This window comes from Aquiflexum sp. TKW24L, assembly GCF_023502205.1.
Taxonomy (GTDB): domain Bacteria; phylum Bacteroidota; class Bacteroidia; order Cytophagales; family Cyclobacteriaceae; genus Cognataquiflexum.
Genome location: NZ_JAMFLG010000013.1, coordinates 29,131 through 44,340 on the forward strand (window position 1 = coordinate 29,131; position 15,210 = coordinate 44,340).

The 15,210-nt window shown below is 40.9% G+C and carries 13 protein-coding genes; 5 read left to right on the plus strand and 8 right to left on the minus strand.

Annotation, left to right across the window (positions count from 1 at the left end; genetic code table 11):
* The first annotated feature begins 100 nt into the window (after positions 1-100).
* Positions 101-982, plus strand: a complete 882-nt coding sequence (gene sucD, locus M3O96_RS10415; protein ID WP_249720425.1) for a succinate--CoA ligase subunit alpha — start codon at positions 101-103, stop codon at positions 980-982.
* 181 nt (positions 983-1,163) lie between these two features.
* Here sucD and M3O96_RS10420 read toward each other — a convergent pair whose 3' ends face one another.
* A complete protein-coding gene (locus M3O96_RS10420) occupies positions 1,164-1,439 on the minus strand; it encodes a hypothetical protein (protein ID WP_249720427.1) in 276 nt (91 codons plus the stop codon).
* A gap of 399 nt (positions 1,440-1,838) precedes the next feature.
* On the opposite strand from M3O96_RS10420, the gene M3O96_RS10425 reads away from it, so the two are divergent.
* From M3O96_RS10425 to M3O96_RS10440, 4 genes are all read left to right on the plus strand, one after another.
* Positions 1,839-3,437: a phytoene desaturase family protein gene (locus M3O96_RS10425; RefSeq protein ID WP_249720429.1), complete on the plus strand. Its 1,599-nt coding sequence runs from the start codon at positions 1,839-1,841 to the stop codon at positions 3,435-3,437.
* A gap of 11 nt (positions 3,438-3,448) precedes the next feature.
* A complete protein-coding gene (locus M3O96_RS10430) occupies positions 3,449-3,712 on the plus strand; it encodes a DUF2442 domain-containing protein (protein ID WP_249720432.1) in 264 nt (87 codons plus the stop codon).
* A gap of 10 nt (positions 3,713-3,722) precedes the next feature.
* The gene (locus M3O96_RS10435; RefSeq protein ID WP_249720434.1) at positions 3,723-5,381 is read left to right on the plus strand and encodes a MutS-related protein; all 1,659 of its coding nucleotides are present in this window, start codon (positions 3,723-3,725) and stop codon (positions 5,379-5,381) included.
* Between the two features lie 161 nt (positions 5,382-5,542).
* On the plus strand, positions 5,543-7,183 hold the full coding sequence (locus M3O96_RS10440; protein WP_249720436.1) for an ABC-F family ATP-binding cassette domain-containing protein: 1,641 nt from the start codon (positions 5,543-5,545) through the stop codon (positions 7,181-7,183).
* 405 nt (positions 7,184-7,588) lie between these two features.
* On the opposite strand, the gene M3O96_RS10445 is transcribed toward M3O96_RS10440, so the two are convergent.
* The 7 genes from M3O96_RS10445 to M3O96_RS10475 all read right to left on the minus strand — a co-directional run bounded on the left by M3O96_RS10445 (position 7,589) and on the right by M3O96_RS10475 (position 15,210).
* Positions 7,589-8,875, minus strand: a complete 1,287-nt coding sequence (locus tag M3O96_RS10445; RefSeq protein WP_249720437.1) for a M20/M25/M40 family metallo-hydrolase — start codon at positions 8,873-8,875, stop codon at positions 7,589-7,591.
* A gap of 89 nt (positions 8,876-8,964) precedes the next feature.
* Positions 8,965-9,717: a zinc-dependent peptidase gene (locus tag M3O96_RS10450; protein ID WP_249720438.1), complete on the minus strand. Its 753-nt coding sequence runs from the start codon at positions 9,715-9,717 to the stop codon at positions 8,965-8,967.
* A 106-nt stretch (positions 9,718-9,823) separates the two neighbouring features.
* A complete protein-coding gene (gene rny / locus M3O96_RS10455) occupies positions 9,824-11,389 on the minus strand; it encodes a ribonuclease Y (protein WP_249720440.1) in 1,566 nt (521 codons plus the stop codon).
* 74 nt (positions 11,390-11,463) lie between these two features.
* On the minus strand, positions 11,464-11,748 hold the full coding sequence (locus tag M3O96_RS10460) for a cell division protein ZapA (protein WP_249720441.1): 285 nt from the start codon (positions 11,746-11,748) through the stop codon (positions 11,464-11,466).
* 1 nt (position 11,749) lies between these two features.
* The gene (locus M3O96_RS10465) at positions 11,750-12,034 is read right to left on the minus strand and encodes a hypothetical protein (RefSeq protein ID WP_249720444.1); all 285 of its coding nucleotides are present in this window, start codon (positions 12,032-12,034) and stop codon (positions 11,750-11,752) included.
* A 2-nt stretch (positions 12,035-12,036) separates the two neighbouring features.
* Positions 12,037-14,448 (minus strand): phenylalanine--tRNA ligase subunit beta, encoded by a 2,412-nt coding sequence (pheT, locus tag M3O96_RS10470; protein WP_249720446.1) that lies wholly within the window; start codon positions 14,446-14,448, stop codon positions 12,037-12,039.
* 141 nt (positions 14,449-14,589) lie between these two features.
* Positions 14,590-15,210 carry a DUF1684 domain-containing protein gene (locus tag M3O96_RS10475; protein ID WP_249720447.1) on the minus strand — a complete coding sequence of 207 codons (621 nt, stop codon included), beginning with the start codon at positions 15,208-15,210 and terminating at the stop codon, positions 14,590-14,592.

Sequence of the window (15,210 nt, forward strand, 5' to 3'; positions counted from 1 at the left end):
AAAAGATACGGATAGTGTAAATTAATTGGATATTGTTTCCCTTTTCTTTTTGTGGACGGGCTTAATCCTTTATTTTTGTGCAAACTATAAAAATCGCAGCATGAGTGTTTTAGTCAATAAAGATTCCAAAATAATTGTGCAGGGCTTTACCGGTTCGGAAGGTTCTTTTCACGCACAGCAAATGATCGAATACGGAACCAATGTGGTTGGCGGTGTAACACCTGGCAAAGGCGGCACCAGACACTTGGAAAAACCGGTTTTTAACTCAGTAGAAGAAGCTGTACAGAAAACAGGTGCCAATACATCGATTATTTTTGTTCCACCGGCATTCGCTGCTGATGCCATCATGGAAGCTGCTGATGCAGGAATCAAGGTGATCATCACCATCACGGAGGGTATTCCTGTCGCTGACATGATGAAAGCAAAACCTTATATCAAAGAAAGAGGCGCAACCCTTATCGGTCCTAACTGTCCAGGGGTCATCACTCCGGGTGAAGCCAAAGTGGGCATCATGCCAGGCTTTGTTTTCAAAAAAGGAAGAATCGGAATAGTGTCCAAGTCAGGAACATTGACCTACGAAGCAGCGGATCAAATCGCCAAAGCAGGACTAGGTGTATCCACAGCCATCGGAATCGGTGGAGACCCGATCATCGGAACATCCACCAAAGATGCAGTGCAACTTTTGATGGAAGATCCCGAAACCGATGCGATCGTCATGATCGGTGAGATCGGTGGAAATTACGAAGCTGATGCTGCAAGATGGATCAGGGCAAACGGCAACAAAAAGCCTGTGGTGGGATTTATCGCCGGTCAGACCGCACCTGCTGGACGTAGAATGGGCCACGCCGGTGCGATCATCGGTGGTGCTGATGACACAGCAATTGCAAAAATGCGTATCCTTGCTGAGAACGGAATCCACGTGGCAGAATCTCCGGCTGAAATCGGCGCTGTGATGGCGAAGGTATTGGGAGTTGTAGCCTGATAAAATAAATTGGTTAATTGGTCCCGATAGCTATCGGGATGGTTAATTGGTTAAAAATAAAAAAACCGCTTGGAGAAACTCCAAGCGGTTTTTTGTTAAAAAGTAATGCTGAACTTGATGGGAAATTTTCTGGATAATGTTTATTAAAAGCAAAAGTTTTGCCTTCTAATAAAAACTTATTTTACAATTCTTCTTCTACGATGTTCAATCCATGTTTTTTCTCAAACTCATTTCTTTTCAATTCAAATCTCTCCGCTTCGGCATTGACCATGTCCAACGATTCATTGTATCTGGTAAATAATTCGCCGATATTTTTTTCCATTTCTCCAAAATTAAACTGCATGGCATCCACCTGTAATTGGGAAGCTTTTTCAACCATGGCTATTTGACTGTTTTTGAGATCTTCCAACAACATCAAAGCCCTATCCATTTTTACTAATTTTTCTCGGTTATCCATTTTATTTGATTTTTTCAATAAATAATACAATAACCATTCCTAAGTAATATTTAAAATTGTTTTTGTTTTAAAGGAGTATTGAGATTTGAGACGTGAGACAGGAGACAGGAGACAGTCGCAACAATCAAATAAAGTAAATCTAATTTAGCCAGCCTCAGGATGAATGGTTTGGATACTCTTTCAGCCAATAAAGATGTGCTCCACTTTTTCAATCTTTTAATATTAAAATATCTTTGACTTATTTTTGGATTATCCCGCCAAAGACTATTTCAGACAAACGGAATATCCTTCAGTAGCTTATGGAATACGCTCTAGTAGCGCATTCCCTCTCATACAGTTTAAAGAAATTTCTACTGCTATATCTTTCTATTGCACTATATTTAAGTAAAAAGCTTGATCATGCGCAATTACCCTTCCTACAAACAAAGTAAACCTTCCGGCCAGTATGATGCCATTGTCATTGGTTCGGGCCTAGGCGGGCTTACTACGGCTGCCCTACTTTCCCAACACGGACAAAAGGTGCTTGTACTTGAAAAACACTATACCATTGGCGGTTTTACCCATGTTTTCAAAAGGAAAGATTATGAATGGGACGTGGGCATTCACTATGTCGGCGATATGCACAATGACCAAAAACTTATGCCCCGCCTTTTCCAACACATCACGCAAGGGAAATTACAGTGGGAAGACATGGGAGAAGTGTATGATAAGATCGTTTTTGAGGATAAAACCTATGATTTGGTGAAAGGCCGGAAAAATCTTGTAACCAAACTAAAGTCAGATTTTGATACTCCTGAGGACCATGCTGCCATTGACCGCTACATGGAAGCAGTGAAAAATGTAATTGTAAGCAGCAGGGGTTTCTACAGTATGAAGGTAGTTCCAGGTTTAATAGGGAAATGGCTGCGAAAATGGACTTCAAGGAAGTTCCTGAAATTCTCAGATATCACCACCCTCGAAATGCTCCGTACTTTTACGGATAATGAAAAACTAATCGGCGTACTTTGTGGCCAATATGGTGATTATGGTCTTCCTCCTGCACAAAGTAGCTTTGCCATGCACGCCATCCTGGTCAATCACTATTTCAACGGAGGGTACTTCCCTGTAGGCGGATCGGCCAAAATTGCGGAATACATCTATCCCCAAATCACAGCAGGAGGCGGAGATGTGTTTTCCAATGCTGAGGTGAAGGAGATTATTTTCGAAGGAAATAAGGCAGTAGGCGTGCGCATGGCTGATAACCATGTGCTGAAAGCTGACCACATTATCAGCAATGCAGGGGTTTTTAATACCTTTCAAAAACTCATCGGCAAGCAGCATCCACTTTATCCCAAACTGGAACGGCAATTTGATGGCTTGCGCGCATCCGTGGCACATATATGTCTGTATATCGGCTTGAAAAAAAACAGCCAAGAATTACAATTGCCTACTTCCAATTTTTGGATTTACCCCGGCTACGACCACGATAAAACTGTGCGGGAATATCTCGCCAATCCAGATGAGAAGCCATTTCCCGTCGTCTATATTTCCTTTCCTTCAACCAAAGATCCGGATTGGGTTAATCGTTACCCCGGGACTTCCACCATTGAGATAATCTCGCTGGCTCCGTATGAGTGGTTTAAAAACTGGGAAGATACCCGTTGGGGAAAAAGAGGGGAAGATTACAATGCCATGAAAGAGAAATGGTCCCTGCGATTACTGGAAAAGCTCTACAGACAACTTCCGCATTTAAGGGGACAGATAGATTATTACGAGCTTTCCACGCCTCTATCCACTAAAAACTTTACAGGCTACCAATCAGGTGAAATATATGGGCTCGAACATAGTCCTGAAAGATTCCGAAATGAACACCTCACTCCACAAACGCCTTTTAAAAACCTGTACCTGACTGGGCAAGATATTGTTTCCTGTGGGATCGGAGGCGCGCTTATGAGCGGGTTGATTACTTCATCCGCTATTTTGAGGAAAAATCTGGTAAAAACCATCATGAAATCATAGAACAAGAAACTATGATAAGTATATTAAAACTTGAAGTGCTGAAAAATAATAAAATTGATTTCTCCTTTAGTGATAAAAAGCAAAAAATCATTGATTTTTCACCCTTCTTAGGAGAAAGCGATCTAAGTAAGGCTCTTTTGGATCCAGCATATTTCAAAAAGGTGGAATTATATGAACATGGACGTGGGATTTATTGGCCTAATGACTATGATTTTTGTCCTGACTTTTTACGAAGTTATCAAGCAGAGGAAAATGAAGTACTGGCTGAAAAGTGATAACTGAAAGATGGAATATCTCATTTTAGGGGCAATTGGGATCATACTAGTGGTTTTTTTATTTTACCGAAATAAACAAGGAAACAAGAAAAAGCAACTTGGAGAAATCCAGTCTTCCTGGGGCAAACCCAAATTGGATTCGTTCGACTTTAACAGGATATCCAAATATGCAGATATAGTAAATACCGAGAAGTTTCATCGACTGAGTGGCCAAACGACCGAGGACATAGACTTTTACGGACTATTTGAATTTATAGATCGGACCAGCAGTAAAGTAGGTCAGCAATACCTCTTCAAAAAATTGATAGAACCAACCCATAATACTGTTGATCCATCGGAAAGCCTTATCAAACTTTTTACTGGGGACAAACAACTCAGGGAATCTATCCAAATTGAACTTTCAAAACTAAATAATAGCGGAGCCTACTACATCACTACCCTACTAAAGGACAAACTTTTGGAAAAACCAAGGTGGTTTAACCTTCTCATTTTGGATTTTGTTATTCTGATTTCTTTATTGATTCTATCTGTCAAATTTCCGGTACTGATATTGGTTTTGATCCTTTTTTTGACTTTAAATATGTTTTTACATTATTGGAATAAGAACAATACATTTCAGTTTCTTAGGTCTTTTCCCCAATTGAACAACCTGATCAATGTATCTAAGGTGTTGGTTAAAAAAGGCGATGAGTTTTCCGACAAAAAAATTGAGGAAAGCATCTCAGATTTGAAATCATTTCAGCAAAAGGTATTTCTCATAAACCTTACCATCGATAATGGGATCAAATCTGAATTAAGCTTTGTTGCAACCTATCTGATTGAGTTGATCAAGGCGTTTTTTTTGGTGGAAGTATTTGCCCTCTACAGAATAACCAAAGAGTTGGAATCCAAAAAATCATCCATTCAAAACCTATTCAATTATGTGGGCCATATTGATACAGCCATTTCAATTGCTTCTTTAAGAGCGGGTAATGAAAAAACCTGTTTGCCAAAATTTATTTCAGCAAAAAAGGAGTTAATTCTAAAGAATCTATACCATCCCTTAATCGAGGATTGCGTCAAAAACAACCTGACAATAACCAATAAAAGCATTCTGATTACAGGATCCAACATGTCCGGGAAATCAACATTTTTAAGATCCTTGATCATTAATTCAATCCTTGCCCAGACAATTTATACTTGTTTCGCTGACGAATTCACATCCCCAATTCTCAAACAATTTTCATCGATTAGGATAGATGATGATTTGTTTGATGGAAAAAGCTATTATTTCCAAGAAGTCGAAATTATGGCCAAATTGATAGCGCAAGTTGAATCTGCCGACCAAAATCTTTTCGTTTTGGATGAGGTTTTTAAAGGGACCAACACCATCGAAAGAATTGCGTCTGCCAAGGCAATACTTTCCTATTTAAACCGCAATGAAAATATCGTCATTGTAGCCACACACGATATTGAATTGGCTGACATGCTTGCACAAGAATATGACTTATACCACTTTACCGAGACAGTGGAAAACAAAGCGCTTCATTTCGATCATACGATTAAGTCAGGTCAGTTGAAAACAAGAAATGCAATTAAGATTTTGGAATTATCCAATTATCCTGCCGATGTGATTAAAGAAGCGCAGGAGATTAGTTCTTCTTTAGGAGCATGGCCACAAATCCCCTAGGTTTAGGACATGAAAAGAAATAAAAATTTCAGATTTAAAAGCCAAGGAATTTGTTTGTAGCAGCATGTAATACTTTAAAAACTTCTATCACTCCAATTTTACAATTTTTGAATTTTCCAATCTTTCAATTCCTTACCTTTGCGGATTAATTTTCAGGTTCCATGATTTCAGTAGACAATATCTCCGTCATCCATGGCGGCAAAGCCCTCTTCAGTGATGTGTCATTTTCCATCAATGAAAATGACAAAATAGCCCTGATGGGCAAAAACGGCGCCGGCAAATCCACCATGCTCAAAATCATCGCCGGCGGGACCAAACCTTCATCAGGAGGCGTTTCTTCCCCAAAAGGCTCTGTAATCGCTTACCTGCCACAGCATCTCCTGACGGCGGATGACTGTACGGTTTTTGAAGAAACTTCCAAGGCATTTGCATCCTACCTCGACATGAAAACCGAAATCGAAAGGCTCAATGAAGAACTGACCGTCCGGACTGACTATGATTCTGATGAATATTACAAAATCATCGAGCAGGTGTCCGAACTCAGTGAAAAATTTTACGCGATCGAGGAAGTCAATTACGAAGCCGAAGTGGAGAAAGTACTTTTTGGATTGGGATTTGAAAGGAAAGATTTCAAACGTTCAACGTCTGAGTTCTCCGGTGGATGGAGGATGAGGATCGAACTAGCCAAGATACTGTTGCAGAAACCTGATTTGATCCTTTTGGATGAACCGACCAACCACCTTGACATAGAATCCATCCAATGGCTGGAAGATTTTTTGACCCAAAAAGCTAAAGCCGTGGTGGTCATCTCCCACGACCGAGCATTTGTGGACAACATCACCACCCGGACCATCGAAGTGACGATGGGAAGGATATATGACTACAAAGCCAAATACAGCCATTACCTAGAACTGAGAAAAGAGCGACGCGAGCAGCAGCAGAAGCATTTCGAAGATCAGCAAAGGATTATCGCCGATATTCAGGAATTCATCGACCGCTTCAAAGGGACCTATTCCAAAACCCTTCAGGTGCAGTCACGGGTGAAAATGCTGGAGAAAATGGAAATCATTGAAGTGGACGAAGTGGATACTTCTGCCTTGAAACTGCGCTTCCCTCCTTCTCCAAGATCCGGCAAATACCCTGTGATCGTCGAGGAACTTACCAAATTTTATGGCGATCATGTCGTGTTCAAGGATGCAAGTATGATCATTGAGAGCGGGCAGAAAATCTCCTTTGTAGGTAAAAACGGTGAAGGAAAATCCACGATGATCAAAGCCATCATGGGTGAAATTGATTTTCAAGGCAAGTGCGAGTTGGGCCACAATGCCATGATTGGCTACTTTGCACAGAATCAGGCTTCATTATTGGATGAAAGCTTGACCATATTCGAGACCATTGATCAGATCGCGGTCGGAGAAATCAGGGGAAAGATCAAGGATTTGTTGGGCGCTTTTATGTTCAAGGGAGACGACATCAACAAAAAAGTGAAGGTTCTATCCGGCGGTGAAAAGACAAGGTTGGCGATGATCAAATTGCTTCTTGAACCGGTCAACCTCCTGATCCTCGATGAGCCTACCAATCACCTGGATATGAAAACCAAAGACATCATCAAAGATGCCTTGAAGGCTTTTGACGGGACTTTGATCATCGTGTCCCACGACAGGGATTTCTTGGATGGCTTGGTAACCAAGGTATTTGAATTTGGGAACAAACGGGTAAAGGAACACTTCGAGGATATCAATGGATTTTTGAGGAATAAGAAATTGGAGAATTTGAGAGAGGTTGAGAGGAATTCAAAATGATATATACTTCGTGATATAAGTAGATATAATGCCTTCGGCGATATAATTGCTAAGAAATTAGCCTTTCCTTTATCTTTAGACCTACATTTTGAAATGATATATACTTCGTGATACAAAAATGATATACACTTCGTGATATACGTGGATATATTGCCTTCGGCGATATAAATTCTAAGATCTTAACCTTTACTAAAAATTGGATCATAATTTTTGGTATAGATTTATTCTGGAAAATTAAATGATTTCAGTTTGTGATAAGGTGGATATACTGCGTTCGTCGAAATAATTGCTAGGATCTTGACCTTGATGCTAGAATCGGGGCTTTACAAATAATATCTAAAAATATCCCAATATCCATAAATATCAGATTACAGGATACTGAAATGAAAAACCACAAATTGATCCTTATTTCCATCCCCCCTGCATCAACACCAACAACAAAGCCTGTTGGATAGCCAAGTGGCCATCTTCGTTGATGAAATACTCTCCTAGGCTGTGTGCACCATATCCAATGCCACCACGGCCGATGGTAACTGCAGGAATTCCTTTGGAAAATGCCACGTTGCTGTTGGTAGAGCTAGAACTCAGCTCAGGCTTCTTTCCTCTGGTCATATAATCGGCAACAGCCATGGTCTGTTGGATCAAAGTCGATTCAGGTGATGCGATGCCGCTAGGACGGTCTCCTACTTTTTCGATGTCGACAGTCAAGGCTTCGCCCCTGCGGATGATTTTGTTTTCCTTGGCCAAACCTTCTTGCATAGATTCCAAGAATATTTGGTTGATCCCCTTAAGCTTATCCTGACTTTCGGAACGCATGTCCACGAGCATCCACGATTCAAAGGGAATGGAATTGACCGAAGTACCTCCTCCCAAGACTGAAATGCTGTACGTTGTTTTCAAACCTTCTTTGGTATATTCATCGGCTTTCGGTACAAAAGAAGCCACTGCCTGTGCGAGTGCATTGTGCGGATTTCCGATCCCAAAAGCCCCGTAGGAATGTCCTCCCGGACCTTTGAAAGTTACTCTGTATCGAAGCGATCCAATCCCACCATTGACAATATCCTCCAGTCCTCCTCCATCAATGGCAATAAAAGAGGCGATTGGCTGCCCACCTTCGCGGAAAAGATGCTTCATACCTTTCAAGTCTCCTAGACCTTCTTCGCCAACAGAACCTGTAAACCAAATATCACTTTCAGTCCTGATGTTTTGACTGCTCATGGTTTTGACCAAAGCCACTACTACTGCCAAAGCCCTATTAGCATCAGTGATCCCAGGTGCAAATAGTGTATCGCCTCTTTGCTTGACTTTCACATCGGTGCCAAAGGGAAAAACAGTATCCAAATGTGCATCCACCACAATTGTTTTGTCCGATTTGGTTCCTTTCCGCAAAGCAACGACATTGCCTACCTCATCTGTCCAAACAGAGTCAGCCCCGGCTTTGCGCATCATTTCTGCATAGACAATGCCTTTCTCCTTCTCGTGGAAAGTCGGCGTTGGGATTTCTGTCAGGGTAATCATATCCTGAATGGTTACCGGATCGATCTCGATAATGTACTCGAATGCCTTTTTTATTGCAGGTTTCTTCGCCAGTTCCTGTACTTCTTTTTGGTATTTGGGTTGAATAGTCTGGGCAAAGACATGATTTCCAAAAAACACGGAAAATACAAGGAGGACGGTCAGATTCAGTTTCATTTGTGAGGGGATTTGATAAAGCGAATTAGAATAAATTCAGGATTAGGGACAATACCGTCTGTAAATTTCTCCACGTTGCTTTCATAGAATCACGATCTTCCATTACTCAAAACAATCGGATCTTGCTTCAATAAAAAGGCCAAAGATTGGTACAGGCCGCTATCATAATCCTTTAGCCTTTGGGGATTTTCAAAAAACGATTCCAACGCCACTGCAAAAAACTCATGGGGATTGTTGGCCGCCGAATCCCTAAATATGGAGTCCTCCCCGTCCATAATTCGCTGGATTTCATTTTTGGCTAAAACCGAAAAATCCATCCATCTCTTGGGGCTAAAAAAATTACTCTGCCCGTTGTAATGGATTTGATTTTCTAGCTTCAGTGCATGTGCCATTTCATGTATCCCAAGGTTGATGCCGTCTGTCCCATCTTCCATTCCCTTCACAAAATTTTTCCATGAAATCACAATGATTCCAAGCCTCGGATTGACTTCTCCTTGGTGGTATTGCAGGTTGATGGTGGAATAGTAATTGTCACCGTAAACGAGGATTTTTTTGAAATGCTTCAGGTGGACATCCTGAAAGCCAAAAGAAATCATCACTGCCGTGGCACCGATCAGCAGTTCCATTTCCCGGGTCACCATTTCTATTCCTCTTGGGACAAATTTTTTGATGGCTAGAAAATAAACAAGCCGCTTCTCAAAGTCTATTTTATGTTTTGGGTTAAGTTGGCGGTAATAGGCAAAAAAACTTTCCAAAATATCAACATCTTCCTTCGTCAATTTGAGTATTCCAAGCCGGATTTTGGCTTTTTGGAAAAGGTAAAAAAACAGACTGTATCGCATGTGGGTGGGTGAAATTGAACTTACACTATCCCGATAAAAATATAAAAAGAAAACCGAAGTTCAACTCAATGAACTTCGGTTTTCTTACTTCTTTTAAATACTGAATTTATTTTGCGTAGTTCACCGCCCTCATTTCACGAATAACCGTGATTTTAATCTGACCGGGATATTGCATTTCTTTTTCGATTTTTTGGGAAATGTCAAAGGATAGTTTGCTTGCTGTCTGATCGTCTACATTGTCTGCATCTACAAGAACCCGGAGTTCCCGTCCTGCCTGCATGGCAAAGCATTTATTAACCCCATCAAAAGCCAAAGCAAGTTCTTCCAATTCTTTCAGACGCTTGATGTAGCTGTCCATGATTTCCCTTCTAGCCCCCGGTCTAGAACCTGATATCGCATCAGATGCTTGCACAATGGGAGAGATCATCGAAGTCATCTCAATCTCGTCATGGTGGGCACCGATGGCATTGATGACTTCAGGATGTTCCTTGTATTTTTTGGCAAGCTCCATCCCTAGGATGGCATGGGGAAGTTCCGCTTCTTCAGGATATACTTTTCCGATATCATGGAGCAACCCTGCTCTTTTTGCAAGCTTGGCGTTCAATCCCATTTCGGCTGCCATGGTCGCACAAAGCTTGGCTACTTCTCTTGAGTGTTGCAACAAGTTCTGTCCATAGGAAGAACGGAATCTCATCCTTCCGACCATTCTGATCAGCTCCGGATGAAGCCCATGGATACCGAGATCGATACAGGTTCTTTCTCCGATTTCTACGATTTCTTCTTCAATATTCTTTTCTGTCTTGGCTACAACTTCCTCGATCCTTGCAGGGTGAATCCTTCCATCTTGCACCAACCTATGTAGTGACAATCTCGCAACTTCTCTCCTTACCGGATCAAAACCCGATATGATGATCGCTTCAGGTGTATCGTCTACAATGATTTCTACACCGGTGGCAGCTTCTAAGGCTCGGATATTTCTTCCTTCTCTACCGATGATTTTTCCTTTGACGTCGTCTGATTCAATATTGAATACCGAGACGCAGTTTTCAATCGCATGCTCCGTGGCTGTTCTTTGGATGGTGTCTAAGACGATTTTTTTGGCCTGCTTGGTCGCTGTCAATTTGGCTTGGTCCAAGATGTCTTTGATATGGGAAGAGGCTTTGGTATTAGCCTCATCTTTGAGCATTTCGACCAATTGGTCTTTGGCTTCGTCTCTGCTGAGTCCTGCTATTTTTTCAAGATCTGAGATACGCTGACTAGTTACTTTGTCAAGTTCCTCTTTTTTTACTGAAACAGAATGAAGCTGAGCGGTTAGGTTTTCTTTCTTACTGTCAAGTTCGGCTTCTTTTCTTTTGATCTGTTCCAGTTCTTTGGCCAAAACCTGCTCTCTTTGTTTGATTTTGTTTTCGTTGGTGATGATGATGGCTTTTTTCTTATTGGCATCCTCCTCAAACTCTGATTTCAATTTCAGGTATTTTTCTTTAGCCTCAAGCATGCGTTCTTTCTTGATGGCTTCGGCATTGATTTCTGCTTCACGGATGAGACTTTTGGCCTTTTCTTTGGCTGTTTCCTCAAGTTTTTTACTGTTGTTTTTTACAAAAAGGCTAGCGACGACTGCTCCTAACCCCAGGCCTAATATGCCTGCAATAATGATGTATAATGATGATTCCATAGATATTTTGGATAGGTATATATTTACCTACCGGAAAAACGAAAAAATCTTCAAAAATGAGAGTGGTATTGGTATTACAAGAGGGAACTCAGCTGATCATTGATCCTGTCGATACTGGATTTAATCTGTTCGCTATTATCGGTATTGATCATATCCCGATCCATGGATTCGACCATTGAATCAAAAGCTACCATAGCCAACAAGTCCTGACGGTCATCCAAACCGAATTCTTCCCTGTATCTTTTTATTTTATCATTAATCAATTTACCCGCATGTCTGATTTTGGCTTCGTCTTCTGTCTTCACCTTCATGGGATATTCGCGATCCCCGATTTTCAACCTTATAGAAAGTGTCTCCATATCACTCAGACAAGTAGGCAATTATATTATCGATTTCCTTTATGTAATTATTGATTTTTTCTCTCAATTCAGCAGATTCCATTTCTTCTACCGGTATGCTGTTTACAAGTTTAGCTATTTTTATTTGATTTTTAAAATCCTCCAACGCCCTCTCTTTCTCTTCGAGTTTGGAACGAAGGGAAAAAGTCTCTTCTCTCAGCGCTTGATTGTCTTTATCAAGTTGCTGAAGTTTGCGGCTGACCTGTGCAGCCAGCTTCTCTGTGCGCTGAAGTTCTTCGTGAATCATTTTTATTTTCTGATAAATGCCCCCACTTCTTTTTCAAAACTTTCAATCAGCCGGGACATGGCTTTGTCAATCACTTTGTCTGTAAGGGTCTGTTCATTGTCCTGAAGGTAAAAACTCAAAGCGTACGCTTTTTTGCCTGCTTCAATCTTGTCTCCCTGATACACATCAAACACCCCAACTTTTTGCAACAACTTACCTCCGGCCTTGTTGGCGACTTTTTTGATCTGATCAAAGGTAACTTTCTTGTCAATCACCAAGGACAAATCTCTCCTAACTTCCGGGAATTTGGAGATTTCAGAGTACTTTTTCAAGCCTTTGGATTTTTTTGTGATCAAGTCCCAATTCAAATCCGCAAAGAAGACCTCCTGCCTGACCTCAGACAACTTCCCGATTTCTTCCTGAACCAAACCTATTTTTCCCAATTCCTTTGTTCCGAGATTGATTTGGAGGGCGTAATCAAACGGTGCTTCATGAACAATCTGAACCTCAGAATTGTCGATGCCCATTTTTTCCAAAATCAATTCAACAACAGCATAAATATCAGGAAAGGACACAGATTTGGACGGTGAGAGCCAACTTTCGGCAGCCCTGTCTCCGGTCAGGTATAATGCCAACCGCTTTTCTTCACGGTAACCCAATTCTTCTTTGAAATATACAGTACCAAACTCAAACAATTTCAGGTCTTTCTGTCTTCGGTTAATATTGTGAGACAAAACTTCCAATCCGGAAAATAACAAAGATTGTCTCATCACGCCTAGATCCTCACTGAGTTTGTTCAGGATTTCAACATTTTTGCCTGCTTCCAAAAAGCCGGACTTTTCAGCGTAAATAGGTTTGGTTAGGGAATTGGTAATGATCTCAAAATAGCCCAATCCGGATAAAATTTCGCTTAGTCTGTATTGCAGCTTATTGAGGTCCTTTGCAGGATATTCGGCAAGGTAATCCGCTTTCAGATTTTCTGACAAAGGCACATTGTCAAATCCGTGGATTCTTAAAATCTCTTCGATGACATCCGCTTCTCTTGTCACATCAACTCTATACGGCTTTACCGAAACAGTAAATCCGGATTCTGATTCTGACAGAAACTTGATGTCAAGATTTTCCAAAGTGGTTCTGATCTCTTCCTTTGCGAGTTCTTTTCCAATCAATCTCTTGATATTGGCATAAGTCACTTCAATAGAAAGATCAGAAACAGGATGTGGATAAAGGTCTATGATATCCGAAGAGATTTCTCCTCCGGCTATTTCTTTGATAAGCATTGCTGCTCTTTTCAATGCATAGATAGGCATATTCGGATCCGTTCCCCTTTCAAATCGGAATGAGGCATCAGTCTTCAACCCATGAAATTGACTTCCCTTGCGGATAATATCAGGAGAAAAATAAGCAGATTCTAAGAAAATAGAAGTAGTAGCATCAGATACACCCGATCCTTTTCCTCCAAAAACACCGGCGATGCACAATCCTCCTTTTTCGTCACAGATCATCAATTCTTCGCTGGAAAGCTTTCTTTCCTTGTCATCCAAGGTGACAAATGAAATGTCTTTAGGCAGCCGCTTAACAATGATTTTGTCACCCGAAATTTTATCTGCATCAAAAGCATGAAGCGGCTGACCCAAATCGTGAAGGATAAAATTGGTAATATCCACGATGTTATTGATCGGCTCTAGATCCAAAGCCCTGAGGTAATTTTTCAGCCATTCAGGAGATGGGCCAACTTTGATATTGGAAATGGTCAAACCTGAATATCTTGGGCAATCTATGGCACTTTCTACTTCTACAAGAATTGACCTTTTGTTATTGTCAATCTTGAATTGATCCACAGAAGGAAGGCATATTTCTCTTTTTAACAAAGCTTTCAAATCCCGCGCCACACCAAGATGCGATGCTGCATCAGCACGGTTTGGTGTAAGGCCTATTTCCAAAACACGATCACTGACTACTTCGAAATATTGTGAAGCAGGAGTTCCGTTTGGCAATTCTGTATCCAATACCATGATGCCAGCATGGCTTTGACCAATGCCGATTTCATCTTCCGCACAGATCATTCCCTGAGAAACTTCGCCCCGGATTTTTGCTTTTTTGATTTCCAATGGCTCACCTGATACAGGATACAAAATTGATCCTTCTTTGGCAACCACCACTTTTTGTCCTTTGGCTACATTGGGTGCTCCGCAAACAATTGGGACTATTTCTCCTCCCACATCAACCGTGGTCACACTCAATTTGTCTGCATTGGGATGTCGCTCACATGTCATGACTTCCCCAATCACCACACCTTCCAATCCACCCCGGATGGACTCAAACTTATCGATCCCTTCTACTTCCAATCCTGATCCTGTCAGAAGAGAAGCTATTTCTTCAGGAGATTGATCCAAAGCAATAAAATCCTTTAATCTATTTATGGAAATTTTCATGAATGCACGGTTATTTCAGAACAAGGCACAAATTTATAAGAATTGATGGAGGTGGGAAGGTTATGAATGAAAAATGTCGAATGATTAATGAACAAAGCCTCACGGGAAAATTAACTATAGAACTTTACACCCAATTATACTTCACTCCTTCTTATAATCCTTCTCTCCCACGGGTATTGGGATTAGCATGATATTTTCTTTTGGAGGTAGCGGACATGCAAAATCCGGATTGTAGGCACAATATGGATTGTAGGCCATATTGAAATCGATGGTTATGCTGTTTTTGCCATCCTGCCGGATATTGATATATCTTCCACCTCCATAGGTTTCTTTTCCACTTGTCTCGTCAGCAAAGGCAAGGAAAAAATTTCGCTTGTCCATCTCTTTCACCGATTGGAGTAACAATAATTTCTGGGGCTTTCCATTCAATTCAAATTCGGCAAAAGAATGTTTGAGGTACTTCTCCACCGTCCCATCTGTCATTGGGAGTTCGATCATCTTCTTTTCTTCCAAGGGAATCATCTTTGCCCTAACCTTATATTTTGGATCAATTAGAAAAAAATCAAGTTCTCTAAAATCTTTTTTTTGAATTTCACTCAAAGGTGAATCAATATTGAACTTAATAAATTTGAATTGGCGGTCACGCTCCTTTTCAACTTTCTCCACATACACTTCAGGATTTTCGGTTCCTGTCATGGTATAAACTACCGCAAGTCCGATCACTGCCAATACTCCAATAATTAAAATGTTGTTTGCCTTCAT

What these genes read in the sequence shown, in the direction of transcription:
- M3O96_RS10460 (WP_249720441.1), bottom strand. Translation starts at nt 11,748, where the DNA reads ATGGAGACACTTTCTATAAGGTTGAAAATCGGGGATCGCGAATATCCC.
- M3O96_RS10435 (WP_249720434.1), top strand. Translation starts at nt 3,723, where the DNA reads ATGGAATATCTCATTTTAGGGGCAATTGGGATCATACTAGTGGTTTTT.
- M3O96_RS10440 (WP_249720436.1), top strand. Translation starts at nt 5,543, where the DNA reads ATGATTTCAGTAGACAATATCTCCGTCATCCATGGCGGCAAAGCCCTC.
- M3O96_RS10450 (WP_249720438.1), bottom strand. Translation starts at nt 9,717, where the DNA reads ATGCGATACAGTCTGTTTTTTTACCTTTTCCAAAAAGCCAAAATCCGG.
- rny (WP_249720440.1), bottom strand. Translation starts at nt 11,389, where the DNA reads ATGGAATCATCATTATACATCATTATTGCAGGCATATTAGGCCTGGGG.
- M3O96_RS10425 (WP_249720429.1), top strand. Translation starts at nt 1,839, where the DNA reads ATGCGCAATTACCCTTCCTACAAACAAAGTAAACCTTCCGGCCAGTAT.
- M3O96_RS10475 (WP_249720447.1), bottom strand. Translation starts at nt 15,210, where the DNA reads ATGAAGGCAAACAACATTTTAATTATTGGAGTATTGGCAGTGATCGGA.
- M3O96_RS10430 (WP_249720432.1), top strand. Translation starts at nt 3,449, where the DNA reads ATGATAAGTATATTAAAACTTGAAGTGCTGAAAAATAATAAAATTGAT.
- M3O96_RS10445 (WP_249720437.1), bottom strand. Translation starts at nt 8,875, where the DNA reads ATGAAACTGAATCTGACCGTCCTCCTTGTATTTTCCGTGTTTTTTGGA.
- M3O96_RS10420 (WP_249720427.1), bottom strand. Translation starts at nt 1,439, where the DNA reads ATGGATAACCGAGAAAAATTAGTAAAAATGGATAGGGCTTTGATGTTG.
- pheT (WP_249720446.1), bottom strand. Translation starts at nt 14,448, where the DNA reads ATGAAAATTTCCATAAATAGATTAAAGGATTTTATTGCTTTGGATCAA.
- sucD (WP_249720425.1), top strand. Translation starts at nt 101, where the DNA reads ATGAGTGTTTTAGTCAATAAAGATTCCAAAATAATTGTGCAGGGCTTT.
- M3O96_RS10465 (WP_249720444.1), bottom strand. Translation starts at nt 12,034, where the DNA reads ATGATTCACGAAGAACTTCAGCGCACAGAGAAGCTGGCTGCACAGGTC.